16 protein-coding genes, 3 tRNA genes, 1 rRNA gene, 1 other RNA gene and 1 other annotated feature are annotated in these 17,260 nt (G+C 45.3%); of the genes, 16 read left to right on the forward strand and 5 right to left on the reverse strand.

Going from position 1 to position 17,260, the window contains the following annotated elements:
• Positions 1 to 39 precede the first annotated feature (39 nt).
• From guaB to serS, 5 genes are all read left to right on the forward strand, one after another.
• Positions 40 to 1,506 carry an IMP dehydrogenase gene (gene guaB, locus LGO15_RS00075; RefSeq protein ID WP_226086313.1) on the forward strand — a complete coding sequence of 489 codons (1,467 nt, stop codon included), beginning with the start codon at positions 40 to 42 and terminating at the stop codon, positions 1,504 to 1,506.
• 335 nt (positions 1,507 to 1,841) lie between these two features.
• Positions 1,842 to 3,146: a serine hydrolase gene (locus tag LGO15_RS00080; RefSeq protein WP_413231388.1), complete on the forward strand. Its 1,305-nt coding sequence runs from the start codon at positions 1,842 to 1,844 to the stop codon at positions 3,144 to 3,146.
• Positions 3,147 to 3,296: 150 nt separating this feature from the next.
• Entirely contained in the window at positions 3,297 to 4,178 is an 882-nt protein-coding gene (pdxS, locus tag LGO15_RS00085; protein WP_226086314.1) for a pyridoxal 5'-phosphate synthase lyase subunit PdxS, read from the forward strand.
• An 11-nt stretch (positions 4,179 to 4,189) separates the two neighbouring features.
• On the forward strand, positions 4,190 to 4,780 hold the full coding sequence (pdxT, locus tag LGO15_RS00090) for a pyridoxal 5'-phosphate synthase glutaminase subunit PdxT (RefSeq protein ID WP_167834693.1): 591 nt from the start codon (positions 4,190 to 4,192) through the stop codon (positions 4,778 to 4,780).
• Between the two features lie 54 nt (positions 4,781 to 4,834).
• Positions 4,835 to 5,053, forward strand: a binding site (T-box leader).
• Positions 5,054 to 5,117: 64 nt separating this feature from the next.
• Positions 5,118 to 6,398 carry a serine--tRNA ligase gene (gene serS, locus LGO15_RS00095; protein WP_226086315.1) on the forward strand — a complete coding sequence of 427 codons (1,281 nt, stop codon included), beginning with the start codon at positions 5,118 to 5,120 and terminating at the stop codon, positions 6,396 to 6,398.
• A gap of 132 nt (positions 6,399 to 6,530) precedes the next feature.
• Here the strand turns inward: serS and LGO15_RS00100 are convergent, their stop codons facing one another.
• Positions 6,531 to 6,743 carry a hypothetical protein gene (locus LGO15_RS00100; RefSeq protein WP_226086316.1) on the reverse strand — a complete coding sequence of 71 codons (213 nt, stop codon included), beginning with the start codon at positions 6,741 to 6,743 and terminating at the stop codon, positions 6,531 to 6,533.
• A gap of 140 nt (positions 6,744 to 6,883) precedes the next feature.
• On the opposite strand from LGO15_RS00100, the gene LGO15_RS00105 reads away from it, so the two are divergent.
• Positions 6,884 to 6,976: transfer RNA gene (locus LGO15_RS00105), tRNA-Ser, on the forward strand.
• A gap of 334 nt (positions 6,977 to 7,310) precedes the next feature.
• Here LGO15_RS00105 and LGO15_RS00110 read toward each other — a convergent pair.
• From LGO15_RS00110 to LGO15_RS00125, 4 genes are all read right to left on the reverse strand, one after another.
• The gene (locus LGO15_RS00110) at positions 7,311 to 7,979 is read right to left on the reverse strand and encodes a deoxynucleoside kinase (protein ID WP_102264767.1); all 669 of its coding nucleotides are present in this window, start codon (positions 7,977 to 7,979) and stop codon (positions 7,311 to 7,313) included.
• Positions 7,976 to 8,617 carry a deoxynucleoside kinase gene (locus LGO15_RS00115; protein ID WP_167834685.1) on the reverse strand — a complete coding sequence of 214 codons (642 nt, stop codon included), beginning with the start codon at positions 8,615 to 8,617 and terminating at the stop codon, positions 7,976 to 7,978. Before LGO15_RS00115 ends, LGO15_RS00110 begins: the two co-directional genes overlap by 4 nt.
• Before the next feature lie 201 nt (positions 8,618 to 8,818).
• Positions 8,819 to 10,102, reverse strand: a complete 1,284-nt coding sequence (locus LGO15_RS00120) for a glycoside hydrolase family 18 protein (RefSeq protein WP_226086317.1) — start codon at positions 10,100 to 10,102, stop codon at positions 8,819 to 8,821.
• 63 nt (positions 10,103 to 10,165) lie between these two features.
• A complete protein-coding gene (locus LGO15_RS00125; RefSeq protein WP_226086318.1) occupies positions 10,166 to 10,705 on the reverse strand; it encodes a cysteine hydrolase family protein in 540 nt (179 codons plus the stop codon).
• Positions 10,706 to 10,798: 93 nt separating this feature from the next.
• On the opposite strand from LGO15_RS00125, the gene tadA reads away from it, so the two are divergent.
• From tadA to LGO15_RS00175, 10 genes are all read left to right on the forward strand, one after another.
• Positions 10,799 to 11,329, forward strand: coding sequence for a tRNA adenosine(34) deaminase TadA (gene tadA / locus LGO15_RS00130; RefSeq protein ID WP_167834688.1), 531 nt, complete (start codon positions 10,799 to 10,801; stop codon positions 11,327 to 11,329).
• A 76-nt stretch (positions 11,330 to 11,405) separates the two neighbouring features.
• Positions 11,406 to 11,670: signal recognition particle sRNA large type (gene ffs, locus LGO15_RS00135), an RNA gene on the forward strand.
• A gap of 148 nt (positions 11,671 to 11,818) precedes the next feature.
• Positions 11,819 to 13,507 (forward strand): DNA polymerase III subunit gamma/tau, encoded by a 1,689-nt coding sequence (dnaX, locus tag LGO15_RS00140; protein WP_226086319.1) that lies wholly within the window; start codon positions 11,819 to 11,821, stop codon positions 13,505 to 13,507.
• An 18-nt stretch (positions 13,508 to 13,525) separates the two neighbouring features.
• Positions 13,526 to 13,852 (forward strand): YbaB/EbfC family nucleoid-associated protein, encoded by a 327-nt coding sequence (locus LGO15_RS00145; RefSeq protein ID WP_167834690.1) that lies wholly within the window; start codon positions 13,526 to 13,528, stop codon positions 13,850 to 13,852.
• Between the two features lie 15 nt (positions 13,853 to 13,867).
• Positions 13,868 to 14,464, forward strand: coding sequence for a recombination mediator RecR (gene recR, locus LGO15_RS00150; RefSeq protein WP_041968096.1), 597 nt, complete (start codon positions 13,868 to 13,870; stop codon positions 14,462 to 14,464).
• Between the two features lie 38 nt (positions 14,465 to 14,502).
• Entirely contained in the window at positions 14,503 to 14,724 is a 222-nt protein-coding gene (locus tag LGO15_RS00155; protein ID WP_102264773.1) for a YaaL family protein, read from the forward strand.
• Between the two features lie 80 nt (positions 14,725 to 14,804).
• Entirely contained in the window at positions 14,805 to 15,068 is a 264-nt protein-coding gene (locus LGO15_RS00160) for a pro-sigmaK processing inhibitor BofA family protein (RefSeq protein WP_167834691.1), read from the forward strand.
• A gap of 303 nt (positions 15,069 to 15,371) precedes the next feature.
• Positions 15,372 to 16,921: ribosomal RNA gene (locus tag LGO15_RS00165) — 16S ribosomal RNA — on the forward strand.
• A 107-nt stretch (positions 16,922 to 17,028) separates the two neighbouring features.
• Positions 17,029 to 17,105, forward strand: a tRNA-Ile gene (locus LGO15_RS00170).
• A gap of 15 nt (positions 17,106 to 17,120) precedes the next feature.
• Positions 17,121 to 17,196 (forward strand) — tRNA-Ala (locus tag LGO15_RS00175).
• The last annotated feature ends 64 nt before the right edge of the window (positions 17,197 to 17,260 follow it).

Here is a 17,260-nt window from a genome sequence, read left to right on the forward strand (position 1 = left end):
AACCTACAAATAATATTTTCTTAAAGGGGGTCATTTACTATGTGGGAAAGTAAATTTGCAAAAGAAGGATTAACGTTTGATGATGTGCTGTTGGTGCCTGCCAAATCCGAGGTATTGCCAAAGGATGTGAGCTTGAAGGTCAATCTGACTGAGACTCTGAAATTGAATATACCAATCATCAGTGCCGGCATGGATACTGTAACAGAATCTGAACTAGCCATTTCGATTGCTAGACAGGGCGGCCTTGGGGTCATACATAAAAACATGTCGATTGAGCAGCAGGCAGACCAGGTCGATAAAGTAAAGCGTTCTGAAAGTGGAGTCATAACGGATCCATTCTTTCTAACTCCTGAGCATCAAGTATTTGATGCTGAACATTTGATGGGTAAATACCGAATTTCAGGTGTCCCAATCGTCAACAATGAAGAAGAACAGAAGCTTGTTGGAATCATCACCAACCGTGATATGCGTTTTATCCAGGATTACTCCATTAAAATTGAAAATGTCATGACGAAGACTGAACTGGTGACAGCTTCAGTGGGAACGACTCTTGAAGAAGCAGAGAAGATCCTTCAGCGCCATAAGATTGAAAAACTCCCACTAGTAAATGACGAAGGCGTATTGAAAGGGCTCATCACCATCAAAGATATTGAAAAAGTGATTGAGTTTCCGAACTCTTCGAAGGATTCACAAGGCCGCTTGTTGTGCGGTGCAGCAGTTGGTGTAACAGGCGATACGATGAAACGTGTTGAATTGCTTGTGAAATCTCATGTAGATGTGATTGTTGTCGATACCGCTCATGGTCACTCAAAGGGTGTTATTGATACGGTAAGGCAGATCCGTGAAAGCTATCCGGAATTGAATATCATTGCTGGAAATGTCGCTACAGCAGAAGCGACAAGAGACTTAATAGAAGCAGGTGCTGATATCGTTAAGGTTGGCATCGGACCAGGTTCAATTTGTACAACGAGGGTTGTGGCAGGTGTTGGTGTTCCGCAAATTACTGCAGTGTATGATTGTGCGACAGAAGCTCGAAAGCACGGCAAGGCAATCATTGCGGACGGCGGAATCAAATATTCAGGAGATATTGTTAAGGCACTTGCAGCTGGCGGCCATGCTGTTATGCTCGGAAGTTTGCTTGCGGGTGTCAGTGAAAGTCCGGGAGAAACTGAAATCTATCAAGGAAGACGCTTCAAAGTATATCGCGGAATGGGATCTGTTGGAGCGATGGAAAAGGGATCTAAAGATCGTTACTTCCAAGAAGACAATAAGAAGTTCGTTCCAGAGGGTATAGAAGGCCGGATTCCGTATAAAGGGCCGCTTACAGATACAATCTATCAACTTGTTGGCGGCATTCGTTCAGGCATGGGATACTGCGGAACAGCTAATCTCGAGGAATTAAGGGAGAATGCCCAATTCATTAAGATGACTGGAGCAGGTTTAAGGGAAAGTCACCCGCATGACGTCCAGATCACGAAGGAAGCACCGAATTACTCCATGAGCTGATTTTATAGTTAAATATAGAAGGAACTACGACTTTTTACCTGTATGCCAGTCGTTTTTTCCTGATTTTACATTAGACAGAGTGACTATTCTCTGTCTATTTTTTTCATTTTTTTTATGTTAAACTATACGGGTGTGATTTTTTGAGCATAAAAAATATGTAAGTTTTATAGATTATTTAGGTTATTTTCGTGAAAGTTGCTGCTTGCACGACACAGGCTTTCCTTGCCAGTAAGCTGCAAGGGCGTGTCTGAAAGTATCAATTAATGCGAAACAGCCATTACATTGAAAAATTTGGAGGGAAAGTCGTCTTGAATCGTAAACAGAAACAGCTATCAATGTTCTTTGCAGCATTCATCTTAACGATCACCACTATGTTTTCCGGATTCTCACCGAAGGCAGAAGCAGCAGAGGGACAATTAGGTATCGATGCTGAAGCTGCTATGCTGATTGATGCAGATACTGGAAGAGTATTATACGAGAAAAATTCTGATGTCGTCCTTGGCGTAGCATCCATGTCTAAAATGATGACAGAATATATGGTCCTGGAAGCAGTAAAAGAAGGAAAGCTAAAATGGGACCAAAAAGTAAAAATCAATGAATATGTTCATAAGCTGTCTGCTGCACCAGGCCTATCCAATGTAGGATTAACCCAGGGTGAAGACTATACAGTTAAAGAATTATATGAAGCGATGGCGATCCATTCTGGTAATGCAGCAACCGTCGCTCTAGCAGAGGTTCTTTCTGGAACAGAGAAGAACCATGTGGAAAAAATGAATAAAAAAGCTGCTGAACTAGGATTGAAGGATTACAAATTCGTGAACTCTTCAGGCTTGAACAATAGGGACCTATTAGGACAACATCCTGCTGGCGGTCCTGAGGAAGAGAATGTGATGTCAGCACGTTCCCTGGCTAGGCTTGCCTACCTTCTTCTGAAGGATTATCCAGAGGTACTGGATACAGCAAGTGTGCCGGCATTGAAGTTCCGTGACGGACGTGAATACAAGAACTTTAATTGGATGCTTCCAGGTCTTATCTACCAATATGATGGTGTAGACGGTTTGAAAACAGGTTCGACTGATTTTGCAGGCTATGGTTTTACTGCGACTGCTATGAAAAATGGCCAAAGATTCATTTCTGTAATCATGAAGGCAGACTCCAAGGATAGCCGTTTTTCTGAAACGCGCAAAATCCTCGACTTTGCTTTCAGTAATTTTACAGAAGAAGAGCTTGTGAAAAAGAATCACCAGATTAAAGGCAAGAAAACCCTTCCTGTAACAAAAGGAAAGGAAGACAGTGTTAAGATTCAATCTAAAAAAGCCATTACGATGACAATCAGGAATGGTGAAAAGGAACAATATGAACCGGTACTTGTACTGGATAAAAAGAAGCTGAATGAAAATGGCGAACTGACTGCTCCAATCAAGAAAGGCGAACAAGTTGGCTATATGACTGTTAAGTCCAAGAAGGATGAAAACATCAGCTTTTTAACAGAAGAAGGACAAAAGCAAGTTCAGGTACCAGTTGTCGCTGCTGAAAGTGTCGAAAAGGCAAACTGGTTCGTGCTGATGATGCGCGGAATCGGCGGTTTCTTCGGAGATTTGTTCGGTGGAGTAGCTGATACAGTCAAGGGCTGGTTTTAAATAATGTTTGGTTTCCTGTCTTGACAGGAAACCTTTTTTATTGTTTATTTTCAATAGGGATAACTGAATTCCGACTAAAAAAGTCTGATTTTCCAGTTATTTGCAAGTGCTTACATAGTAATCCTTTAAAAGGGACAAGGGGGAAAAGGAATGAAGACAGGTACTGATCGTGTTAAACGTGGTATGGCAGAAATGCAAAAGGGCGGCGTCATTATGGATGTTGTCAATGCCGAGCAGGCTAAGATTGCTGAAGAAGCTGGTGCAGTGGCCGTAATGGCACTGGAACGTGTTCCTTCAGATATACGTGCTGCGGGCGGTGTAGCAAGAATGGCTGACCCTAGGATCGTTGAAGAGGTAATGGGTGCTGTCACAATTCCCGTTATGGCAAAAGCACGAATTGGCCACATCGTAGAAGCGCGCGTGCTCGAAGCGATGGGCGTTGATTATATCGATGAAAGTGAAGTTCTGACTCCAGCGGATGAAGAATTTCACCTGAATAAAAGAGATTATACAGTTCCTTTCGTGTGCGGATGCCGTGACCTTGGCGAGGCAGCGAGAAGAATCGGAGAAGGAGCCTCCATGCTTCGTACAAAGGGAGAGCCGGGCACTGGCAACATCGTAGAAGCTGTCCGTCATATCCGCAAGGTTAATGCCCAGGTGCGCAAGGTCGTCGCAATGGACATGGAAGAACTAATGACAGAAGCTAAGCTTCTAGGAGCACCATATGAGCTTCTGCTTGAAATCAAGCAGCTTGGACGCCTTCCTGTCGTGAATTTTGCAGCAGGTGGTGTCGCTACACCAGCAGACGCGGCATTGATGATGCAGCTTGGTGCTGACGGAGTATTCGTGGGCTCCGGTATCTTCAAATCTGATAATCCAGCGAAGTTTGCAAAAGCAATCGTCGAAGCGACTACTCACTATCAGGATTACGAACTGATTGCGAACATTTCGAAAGGCCTCGGCATTCCGATGAAGGGCATGGAGATTTCATCATTGGCACCTGAAGCCCGCATGCAGGATCGCGGCTGGTAAGGGGAATGTCTATGGTGAAAATTGGAGTACTTGGCCTTCAGGGTGCCGTACGGGAGCATATATGGGCAATTGAGGCATCCGGGGCAGAAGGTATTGTCATTAAGCGTCCTGAACAGCTCGCTGAAGTGGATGGACTGATTATCCCTGGGGGAGAAAGCACCACAATCCGCCGCCTGATTGATAAATACAGTTTTATGGAAGAATTGAAGAAGTTTGCCGCGGATGGCAAGGCGATGTTTGGGACTTGTGCCGGCCTGATTCTGCTTGCGAATGATTTGGTTGGCTACGATGCGCCGCATCTCGGTGTCATGGATGTAAAGGTTGAACGAAATTCATTCGGACGCCAGCGCGAAAGCTTTGAAGCTGACATTGCTATTTCAGGAGTTGCTGAAAGTTTCTCGGCTGTGTTTATCAGGGCACCTCATATTGTAGAAGCAGGAGAGAATGTCGAAGTGCTGGCGAAGCATAATGACCGGATTGTTGCAGCGCGTGATGGGCAGTTCCTCGGCTGTTCCTTCCATCCAGAGTTGACAGATGATTATCGACTCATGAGCTACTTTGTGAAAATGGTCGAGGAGACTAAGAGTGAAAATTTTGCATAAACTGCTTGCATGGTGAACATAATTGTAGTAAATTATGAATTAAAATTCGATAGTAAAAAAGCGATGAGAGGGAATAGTAGCTTGTATCCATTCCAAAGAGAACCGGTGGTTGGTGTGAACCGGTGTCTGGAGCAAATGAATCCGCCCTCGAGCAGAGTATGGAACGCCAGGAATGGCCAGTAAATACTTTCGGTAAAAACCGTTATTTTATGAGTGGAAAGCATTTTTTGCTTTCAACTAGGGTGGCAACGCGGGTTAACTCTCGTCCCTTTTTGGGGACGGGAGTTTTTTATTTTATCCAGGGCTTTTTACTGTATATCAAAAGGAGGAAATCGCAGTGTTAGACGTAAAGTATTTAAGAGCGAATTTTGAAGATGTAAAACAGAAGCTGCAGCACCGTGGCGAAGACATGACTGATTTCGGCAAGTTTGAGGACCTGGATGTGAAGCGCAGGGAATTGATCCTTGAGGCTGAACAGCTGAAGAGCAGAAGGAATGAAGTGTCCCAGCAAGTTGCGCAGCTGAAGCGCGAAAAGCAGGATGCAGACCACTTGATCGCTGAAATGCGGGAGGTAGGCGACAAAATCAAAGTTTTGGATGACCAGCTTCGTGAAGTAGAAGAAGAGCTAGAAAACCTGATGCTGAGCATTCCGAATATCCCACATGAAAGCGTGCCGATTGGTGAAACGGAAGACGATAATGTGGAAGTTCGCAAATGGGGCGAAATCCGTGATTTTGAATTCGAAGCGAAGCCGCATTGGGATGTTGCAGACCATTTGAAAATCCTTGATTTTGAGCGTGCTGGTAAGGTAACCGGCAGCCGCTTTGTTTTTTACAAAGGCTTGGGAGCACGTCTTGAGCGCGCATTGATCAGCTTCATGCTTGATCTTCATGTTGATGAGCATGGCTACAAGGAAGTCCTTCCTCCGTACATGGTCAATCGTGCAAGCATGACTGGGACAGGACAACTTCCTAAGTTTGAGGAGGATGCATTCCGAATTGAGAGTGAAGATTACTTCTTGATTCCGACTGCGGAAGTACCTGTTACGAATATGCACCGTGATGAAATCCTGACTGCAGACGAGCTTCCGATCAATTATGCAGCATACAGCGCATGTTTCCGTTCTGAGGCGGGGTCTGCGGGACGCGATACGCGCGGTTTGATCCGCCAGCACCAGTTCAACAAAGTAGAATTAGTGAAGTTCGTGAAGCCTGAAGATTCTTATGAGGAGCTTGAAAGACTGACTGGACATGCTGAGAAAGTGCTTCAGCTATTAGGTCTGCCATACCGAGTGTTGAGCATGTGCTCTGCAGACCTCGGCTTCACAGCTGCGAAGAAATATGACATTGAAGTCTGGATCCCAAGTTATGGCACTTTCAGAGAAATCTCTTCTTGCAGTAACTTTGAAGGCTTCCAGGCAAGACGTGCGAACATTCGTTTCCGCCGCGAAGCAAAGGCAAAGCCAGAGCATGTGCATACACTGAACGGATCTGGCCTTGCGATCGGCCGTACGGTTGCCGCCATTCTCGAGAACTACCAGCAGGCTGACGGAAGTGTCATCATTCCAGAGGTATTGCGTCCGTACATGGGCAATAGGGAAGTAATTGCTCCCGAATAAGTGTCATTTATAAGCGGTTTAAATTTTGATTAGTGTCTAGCTCCAACGCCTAGCTCCTCGAGTCGCTTGTCTAGCTGCGGCTCCTAACTCCTCGAGACGTTTCGGTCCTGCCAATGAAGTCAAAGAGCGACTTCACTGGCAGGCCCTCCAACGCTTGTCGGAGTTGGGCAGTCGCCTCCGCTTTTCGAATTGTCCAGTGTCGCCTCCTAGAAACTCCGAAACTTCAACTCCGCCCGCAGAAGCAAAAAACGCTTCTTTGTCGGAGTCTCCAGTTTCTGCGTTTCTGGGCAGTTGGCTATACTTTTCGATTTCGGTCCTGCCAATGAAGTCAAAGAACGACTTCACTGGTCGGCCCTCCAGCGCTTGTCGGAGCTGATCAATGCGTTTCCGCTGTTCTTTTCGGACAGGATTCGTTCCTGTCCGAAAAAAACTTTTAAAGAAGTGTTGACTCGTTTTTAAATACATGATATTATATTTCTTGTCTCGGAGGTATACCCAAGTCCGGCTGAAGGGATCGGTCTTGAAAACCGACAGGCGGGTAACACCGCGCGGGGGTTCGAATCCCTCTACCTCCTCCATAATTTTTAATATTAAAGCATTAACGCATAAAAACAATTTGGAGATTGTGTAAAGAAACCCGTTACGGACGTAGCGGGTTTTTTTATGTTTTCTTTTAAAAAGAGAGCAAAGCTAATCTATGTGCCCTTTTGATAACATCCGTCTCGATTTGGTCTTATAGAAAGGTTCTATGTGCCCTTTTGATAGCATCCGGCTTAATTTTGTCTTATAGAAGAATTCCATGTACCCAGCGGAGGGTTTCCCACCCAATTAGGGCTTATAGAATCATTTTATGTATTGATAGTGAACCAGACTAAAGCCTATAGATAACAAAAAAACCGCCAAATGGCGGTTTTATTTTTTCAATAATTGAGTTTGTCTAATATGTGTAGCGATTTTTTCCACGATCGGTTCAATTGATTCAGGGTTATTGAACAAGTCGTAATCATTGATGTTCAAACGCAGGACAGGGCATGCGTTGAAGTTATTGATCCAATTTTCATAACGTGCATGCATTTCTTCCCAATACGTAATCGGTGTTTGCTGTTCCATCGGACGTCCTCTTAGCTTGATGCGTTCAAGAATATCGTCAATTGAACCCTCAAGGTAGATCAGCAAATCTGGATGCGGGAAGTATGGAGTCATCACCATTGCTTCGAATAGGCTTTTGTATGTTTCGTAATCCACTGGGGACATTGTGCCTTTTTCGTAATGCATTTTTGCGAAGATGCCTGTATCTTCATAAATGGAACGGTCCTGGATGAAGCCGCCGCCGTATTCAAAAATCCTTTTCTGTTCCTTGAAGCGCTCTGCAAGGAAGTAGATTTGCAAGTGGAAGCTCCAGCGTTCGAAATCAGCATAGAACTTATCAAGATAAGGGTTTGTATCTACTTTTTCAAAGGATGTACGGAACCGAAGGGCATCCGCCAGGGCATTCGTCATTGTCGATTTGCCGACTCCAACTGTTCCGGCAATCGTGATGACTGCATTAGCCGGGATGTCATATTTTGTTCTCAGATTCATGGTTGTACGCTCCTTTTTCTTAATGATGCGGTTAGCTGGTCGATGATCAACTGAAGATCTTCTTCATTTTTAACAAAATCCAGATCGTCGCCGCTAAAACGAAGAACAGGGATTTCAGGGTGGTCTTTCTCGAATTGAAGCATGGCTTGTTCATAATCAAGAGATAATTGCTCTAAATATAAAGGGCTGATATTTTTTTCGACTTCGCGGCCGCGCATTTTGATCCGCTTCAGCAATGTATCAAGACTTGCATTCAAGTAAATGATGACATTCGGCTTAGGCATATCTTTTGTCAGGATTTGATAAATATCTAGGTATTTTCTATATTCCTGTTCATTTAATGTGCGCTGGGCGAAAATGAGGTTTTTCATGATATGGTAATCAGCTACGACTGATTTGTCTTTGCTGAGGTAGTGTTCATTAATATCTCCAAGCTGCTTGTATCGATTGCAGAGGAAAAACATTTCTGTCTGGAAACTCCATTCTTCTATGTTATCGTAAAACTTCCCCAAAAATGGATTTTCATCGACAATTTCCTTTAAAAGTGCAAATTGAAACCGCTCGGAAATAGCACGTGCTAATGACGTTTTCCCAATACCGATTGGTCCTTCAACCGTTATAAAAGGTGTTCCTTCCACAACATGTCCTCCCTCTCTGTTGTATCTATCTCTTTTTTACATTTCTGTCAGTTAAATCACGCAAAGTCCATTTTATCACACACAGTATGGTATGGGTATGGAATATTAAGAGGCAATTTTAGCAAAAAAAAGAGACAGCCGCAGAAATACTGCGCCTGTCATATATTATCGGAATTTGTAAAATTATTTTAACAGAAAATTTTATCTTTTTACCACATTGAAATTATCCTGGATGAGCAGCCAGTTTTGCGGGAAGGAAAGTCCGAGCTTCCAGTAGCTCATTCCTCTCAGGTTCAATTCTTTTATCAAATCGAATTTTGCCTGGATGGACCTTGCATCTTCAAACCAGACTTCATGCTGTTTCCCATCTTGCGCTGTATATCGGAAAGTCGGCGCCTGGGATTTTATGTTGTACTGGATTGCGACATTATTATTGGCTGCAATCTGGATCGCCTGCTGAGGGCTGACGGCTCTTGCGATGGATCCTTCCACAAATGGAAGGGTCCAATCATAGCCATAAAGATTCTGGCCCATCATGACTTTTTGTGATGGCATTTCACTGACCGCGTACTCCAGCACTTGACGAACAGGACCGATTGGGGAGACTGCCTGTGCAGGTCCGCCGCTATAACCCCATTCATAAGTCATGATCACAACGAAATCGACTATTTCCCCATGTGCCTTGTAGTCATGCGCCGTATACCAGGCACCAGTCTGTGCAGCACTTGTTTTAGGTGCAAGTGCAGTGGAAATGAACCAGCCTTCCTGTTTAAAACGATCCCTCGCTTTTCGCAGGAAAGTGTTATAGGCTTCGCGGTCAGCTGGACGCAGGAATTCAAAATCAAAATGAATATCCCGGAATCCATATTTTTTGGCAGTGGCAACGATATTGTTCAGGAATTTGTCCTGAATTGCCATGTCATTCAAGAGGATACGCCCTAGTTCATCACTGAACTGGTCGTTCTCCTGGTTGGTGATAACCATCATTAATATATTGTTATTTGCTTCTGCAATAGCAGGAAAGTTGTTCAGCAGCGGCTCCTTCAACGATCCATCGCGCAAGGCCTGGAAGCTGAATGGTGCGAGATAAGTTAAATAAGGAGCAGCTTCACGGGCAGCCGTTTCCAGAGCAGGTGCAACTGTATTTCCTCGCGGTTCAACATAGGCATTGAATTCCGCATTTGTTTTAGGCCGCTGCGGAATATATAAGCGGAAGCCGACGGATAATGGCTGATTGACTGAGATTCCGTTGATCCTCGCGAGTTCTTGCGGAGTGGTCCCAAACCTTCTTGAAATAGCCCAAAGGCTGTCGCCTGGCTGGACAAAATAAAAGCTTCCGACAATCGGAATGACCATCGCCTGGCCGACCACTAAATTATTAGGATTTGGCAGTTCATTCGCCTCGGTTATATCCGCAACAGAAGACCCGTAAATTTGAGCAATCTGTGTTAAATTCTGTCCTTGCTGTACCACATGAATCTGCATGTTCTTCCCTCCCTGGCATTTTTAGCGCTACAACCATTGTATGAAGGAAGAAATTACAGTATGTTATAAATCAAGCTCCCTGGAAGGCCTTGTATCGGCGGACAGGACGTTTTTCATCATCGTCAGTGCGTATTTATTATCTTGTTCATCATTGGAGGCAATGAAGTCTTCCGGAATGATCAGGTTGTATTCACGCATATACGCATCATTTGCGGTGAAAAGCACACAAATATTGCCCGCGATTCCCGACAGAATCAATGTATCGACCTTTAATTGCTGCAGCAGAGTATGAAGGGCTGTTCCATAAAAAGCGGAATGCTTTGGTTTGATTAAAAAATAATCCTGGTTTTTTTCAGGTGCAATTTTTTTAATGAGTTCATCGCTCGTTTCATTTGAGCAAAATTCCATGATTTTTTCAAAATCGGCCTGCCATAGATTATAATGGTCATTAATATAGATAACAGGCATGTCCTTTTCGTTGAAAGATTTTTTTACCTTTAAAATTGGATCGATGATTTCTTCTGTATTTCTTGCAAGGGCTTCCCCTGCATCAAAATTAAAATCATTGATCATATCGATGATCAACAGAGCAGCTTTTACCAAGATACATCCTCTCCTTTTCCCTTTATATTTTTACCGGCGGGGGATTATTAAACCAATTGGAAATAACTATTATTATTTTTAGCGGAGGGAAAGATGGAAGCTCAACTTACCCAGGACGAACAATTTATGTTAGTGGCAATTGAAGAAGCGAAAAAAGCTGGGCAGATGGATGAGGTGCCGATTGGTGCTGTAATTGTCCTGGATGGTGAGATCATTGCCCGTGCCCATAATCTCCGCGAAACGAAGCAAAGCTCCATCGCCCACGCAGAGGTGCTGGCAATCGATGAGGCCTGCAAGAAACTCGGTACATGGAGGCTGGAGGATGCTATATTATACGTAACCCTCGAACCATGTCCAATGTGTGCAGGCGCAATCATGCTTTCGCGGGTGAAAAAAGTGGTTTATGGAGCAAAGGATCCGAAAGGCGGCTGTGCCGGTACATTCATGAACATTCTCCAGGATGAGCGATTCAATCATCAAAGTGAAGTGGTGACAGGCGTACTGGAAGAAGAATGCGGAGCACTATTGTCCGATTTTTTCAGGAATCTGCGGGAGAAAAAGAAGCTGAAAAAGAAGCAGGCAAAAGAGGAATTGGAACAACATACAGGAATTGACAGGGGATAAGCATTGCTTTTTGGTTCGTGAGTTAGTATACTATGTATGTGTCCTTGAGACACACCTAAATAAGGTTTCAATTTTGCCGTGCTAGTCGGGGAGGTAGCGGTGCCCTGTACCCGCAATCCGCTCTAGCGGGGATGAATCCCTTCCTGAGGCTGATTTACTGTAGGGTCTGCCTTAAGTAAGTGGTGTTGACGCCCGGGTCCTGCGCAATGGGAATCCATGAACCATGTCAGGTCCGGAAGGAAGCAGCATTAAGTGGACGCTCCCATGTGCCGCAGGGTTGCCTGGGCCGAGCTAACTGCTTAAGTAACGCTTATGGTAATCAGTCGATGGAAGGTGCGCGGCAGTTAAATATGATACACTCAACTCATCTCTTCATGGAGATGAGTTTTTTGTCGTTTAATACTATAAAAACTTCCTCTTGTAAAAGTGAAATTGAAAGATATTTGCGTTATAATAGGAAGGATCATATAACCGAAGGGAGCGGTGTCATTGGCCTACCAAGCTTTATATCGTGTCTGGCGTCCACAGCAGTTCATTGATGTGGTCGGGCAGGAACATGTCACAACGACACTGCAAAACGCTCTGCTTCAACAAAAAATATCACATGCCTATCTTTTTTCCGGCCCAAGGGGAACTGGAAAAACCAGTGCTGCAAAAATTTTGGCAAAAGCGGTTAACTGTGAAAAAGCTCCAACGGCCGAGCCTTGCAATGAATGCGACGCTTGCCGCGGGATAACCGATGGATCGATCCCTGATGTCATTGAAATCGATGCTGCTTCCAATAACGGTGTCGAAGAAATCCGGGATATTCGTGACAAGGTGAAATACGCACCGAACGTCGTGAAGTATAAAGTATATATCATTGATGAAGTGCATATGCTTTCCATCGGAGCGTTCAACGCTTTGCTCAAAACCCTTGAAGAGCCTCCAAAGCATGTCATCTTTATCCTCGCTACGACCGAGCCCCATAAGATTCCACTCACAATCATTTCACGATGCCAGCGATTTGATTTTAAGAGGATCACTGCTCAGGCAATCGTTGGCAGGATGAAACAAATTGTTGAGGAATCTGGAGTGGATTGCGATGATAAAGCCCTGCAGATCATTTCCAGGGCTGCGGAAGGCGGAATGCGTGACGCCTTAAGTCTGCTTGATCAGGCTATCTCATTCAGCCAGGATACCGTGACGATTGAAGATGCACTAACGGTCACGGGTACCGTCTCACAGAATTTCCTGAACCAACTGGCCAGGGCGATTCATGAGAGGAATGCGGCAGCTGGGCTCGAAGCTTTAGAAGAACTTCTTTTACAAGGAAAGGATCCAGCAAGATTCATAGAGGATCTGATTTTCTTTTACCGCGATATGCTCCTGTATAAGGCAGCGCCGGCATTGGAAGAATCGATGGAGCGAGTGATGCTGGATGAGGATTTCCAGGAGCTTGCCAATCAAATTGAGCCTGCTCAAATCTATGAATTGATCGAAGTTTTGAATAAAGCACAGCAAGAGATGCGTTGGACAAACCATCCTCGTATCTTCCTAGAGGTAGCAATCGTCAAGCTGTGTCAGTTGGAAAATCAACAACCGTCCAGCAATGTACAGGTTGAACCTTTACTTAGAAGGATTGAGCAACTCGAGGAAAAACTGGCACAGGTACAGCAGAATCCTGGTATGGCTGCAGCAAGTGAACCGGCTGCAGCTGCTAAAAAAGCGCCTCGTACCAACCGGAAAGGATTCCAGGCTCCTACCGGCAAAATCAACGAGGTACTGAAAAGTGCTACCAAGACAAATCTCCATACAATTAAGGGACGCTGGGGAGATCTTCTTGAAATGCTGGCTGCAAACCAAATGCGTTCGCAGGCTGCATTGTTGAATGAAGCGGAACCGGTAGCTGCATCGGATGAGGTAGTAGTGATAAAATTCAAATATGAAATTCACTGTCAGATGGCAATGGAAAACACCAGATTCACTGAAACGGTCAGCGGTGCGATGAATGACTACACCGGTAAAAGAATGCAGGTAATTGGTGTGCCCGAAGAACAGTGGCTTAAAATAAGGGAAAACTTTATCAGCCAAAGAGGCGATGGAGCATCGGAGGGGCAAGATGCAGCAGCAGAAGACCCGCTGATTGCTGAAGCTAAGAAATTATTTGGCGATGAATTAATACAAATACAAGATTAAATTTGGAGGTACGTTTACATGATGCGAGGAAATGGTAATATGCAAAATATGATGAAGCAAATGCAAAAAATGCAAAAGAAGATGGAAGAAGCTCAAGTACAATTAGGAGAAGAGAAAATCGAAGGCACTGCTGGCGGCGGTATGGTAACGGTCATCGTGACTGGCCATAAAGAAGTTGTCGACGTTCAAATCAAGCAGGAAGTTGTTGATCCTGATGATGTCGAAATGCTACAGGACTTAGTACTTGCTGCAACGAATGATGCGTTGAAAAAAGCAGACGAATTAACTAATAAGACGATGGGCCAATTTACAAAGGGCATGAACCTTCCTGGGGGAATGTTCTAGGAGGAATATAACAGAATGCATTATCCTGAACCAATATCAAAGCTGATCGACAGCTTTATGAAATTGCCAGGTATCGGCCCGAAAACGGCCGCTCGTCTGGCTTTTTTCGTTCTAAGCATGAAGGAAGAAACTGTATTGGATTTCGCTAAGGCTTTGGTCAACGCAAAACGAAACCTGACATATTGCTCTGTCTGCGGCCATATAACCGACCAGGATCCTTGCTATATATGTGAAGATCAGCGTCGCGACCGCAGTGTGGTGTGCGTTGTACAGGATCCCAAGGATGTTATCGCGATGGAGAAAATGAAGGAATTCAATGGCCTTTATCATGTCCTCCATGGTGCGATTTCTCCTATGGATGGAATCGGCCCGGAAGATATCAATATCCCAGATCTATTGAAGAGGCTTCAGGATGAAACGGTCCAGGAGGTCATTCTTGCGACTAACCCCAATATTGAAGGGGAAGCAACGGCCATGTATATCTCAAGGCTGTTGAAGCCGTCAGGAATCAAGATTACAAGGATCGCGCACGGTCTCCCGGTCGGCGGGGATCTTGAATATGCGGATGAAGTCACGCTGTCTAAAGCGCTGGAAGGCCGCAGGGAAGTTTAACTCCATTATATAAGAAGAAACTCTACTGGAGGAAAGTCATGTTATTTCGTAAAAAGAAATGGCTTAGAAAAGAATTCGACCATAAACTATTGGAACAGCTGGACAGCATGAAGAGGAACTGGAATAATCAAAAGCTATTGGTTGAAAGAAGCTTCGATCCATCAGAAGAGTTCATCACAGAAGCAAAAATTGCTGAAGCTAAGTACTTCTTTCTTTTTAAGGAAGCCAAGCACAGGAAAATCACGATTAAGACGAAGTGATGTTTTTTCCATACAGAAAGGTCTTATTTCGATAACTTGTACATAAAAATGTACAAGACATTGAAGTAAGGAGGAAGAGTATGGATCCTATAGTTGTCATATCGATTCTTGGCGGATTGATTTTTCTGCTGCTCATCATAGGTGCGCCGACAAAACCGCTCCGTTTTATCGGCCAGAGTGCTGTGAAGATTTTGATTGGGGCCATCTTTTTATTTTTTCTAAACGCCTTCGGAACCAGTTTCGGAATTTACGTACCGATCAACATCGCAACCGCCGCTGTCTCCGGACTATTGGGGATTCCTGGTGTGTTTGCATTGGTTGCCGTCCAGATGTGGATTATATAAAGAATGAAAGAACGCCGCTTTTGAAGCGGCGTTTTATATTTTTTCTAAAAAGCTATTGACCAAGCAAGCATAAGTTGTTATTATATTAAACGTTGCTGTTGGACAGCTGTTAATGACTTTGAAAAAAGGTGTTGACGAAACAACGACAACATGATATATTATTTAAGTCGCCTAAGGGTGACGCGGAAAAATTGCTCTTTGAAAACTAAACAAACAAGCGTCAACAAACAATAAATTTTCATGGCTTCTATTATAGAAGAACATGAGCCAACGTTTTAACTTTATGAGCTAACTCATAACTCTTTCTTGGAGAGTTTGATCCTGGCTCAGGACGAACGCTGGCGGCGTGCCTAATACATGCAAGTCGAGCGGATCTTCATTAGCTTGCTTTTGAAGATCAGCGGCGGACGGGTGAGTAACACGTGGGCAACCTGCCTGTAAGACTGGGATAACTTCGGGAAACCGGAGCTAATACCGGATAATCCTTTCCCTCACATGAGGGAAAGCTGAAAGACGGTTTCGGCTGTCACTTACAGATGGGCCCGCGGCGCATTAGCTAGTTGGTGAGGTAACGGCTCACCAAGGCAACGATGCGTAGCCGACCTGAGAGGGTGATCGGCCACACTGGGACTGAGACACGGCCCAGACTCCTACGGGAGGCAGCAGTAGGGAATCTTCCGCAATGGACGAAAGTCTGACGGAGCAACGCCGCGTGAGCGATGAAGGCCTTCGGGTCGTAAAGCTCTGTTGTCAGGGAAGAACAAGTACCGGAGTAACTGCCGGTACCTTGACGGTACCTGACCAGAAAGCCACGGCTAACTACGTGCCAGCAGCCGCGGTAATACGTAGGTGGCAAGCGTTGTCCGGAATTATTGGGCGTAAAGCGCGCGCAGGCGGTTCCTTAAGTCTGATGTGAAAGCCCCCGGCTCAACCGGGGAGGGTCATTGGAAACTGGGGAACTTGAGTGCAGAAGAGGAGAGCGGAATTCCACGTGTAGCGGTGAAATGCGTAGAGATGTGGAGGAACACCAGTGGCGAAGGCGGCTCTCTGGTCTGTAACTGACGCTGAGGCGCGAAAGCGTGGGGAGCGAACAGGATTAGATACCCTGGTAGTCCACGCCGTAAACGATGAGTGCTAAGTGTTAGAGGGTTTCCGCCCTTTAGTGCTGCAGCAAACGCATTAAGCACTCCGCCTGGGGAGTACGGCCGCAAGGCTGAAACTCAAAGGAATTGACGGGGGCCCGCACAAGCGGTGGAGCATGTGGTTTAATTCGAAGCAACGCGAAGAACCTTACCAGGTCTTGACATCCTCTGACAACCCTAGAGATAGGGCGTTCCCCTTCGGGGGACAGAGTGACAGGTGGTGCATGGTTGTCGTCAGCTCGTGTCGTGAGATGTTGGGTTAAGTCCCGCAACGAGCGCAACCCTTGATCTTAGTTGCCAGCATTCAGTTGGGCACTCTAAGGTGACTGCCGGTGACAAACCGGAGGAAGGTGGGGATGACGTCAAATCATCATGCCCCTTATGACCTGGGCTACACACGTGCTACAATGGATGGAACAAAGGGCTGCAAAACCGCGAGGTCGAGCCAATCCCATAAATCCATTCTCAGTTCGGATTGCAGGCTGCAACTCGCCTGCATGAAGCCGGAATCGCTAGTAATCGCGGATCAGCATGCCGCGGTGAATACGTTCCCGGGCCTTGTACACACCGCCCGTCACACCACGAGAGTTTGTAACACCCGAAGTCGGTGGGGTAACCTTTTGGAGCCAGCCGCCTAAGGTGGGACAGATGATTGGGGTGAAGTCGTAACAAGGTAGCCGTATCGGAAGGTGCGGCTGGATCACCTCCTTTCTAAGGATATTGCCGTAATGGCAATCGGAATGCGAACCTTCTGGTTCGTACTGTTGACTGCTTGTTTGTTTAGTTTTGAGGGAGTAATTCCTCTCTATATGATATATGGGCCTATAGCTCAGCTGGTTAGAGCGCACGCCTGATAAGCGTGAGGTCGGTGGTTCGAGTCCACTTAGGCCCACCATATATCTTTCATAATGGGGCCTTAGCTCAGCTGGGAGAGCGCCTGCCTTGCACGCAGGAGGTCAGCGGTTCGATCCCGCTAGGCTCCACCATGTCGCTTTTATAGCACATGCATTTGTTCCTTGAAAACTAGATAATCGTAAGTAAGAAGAACCA

Source organism: Mesobacillus sp. S13, from assembly GCF_020422885.1.
Classification (GTDB): Bacteria; Bacillota; Bacilli; order Bacillales; family Cytobacillaceae; genus Mesobacillus; species Mesobacillus selenatarsenatis_A.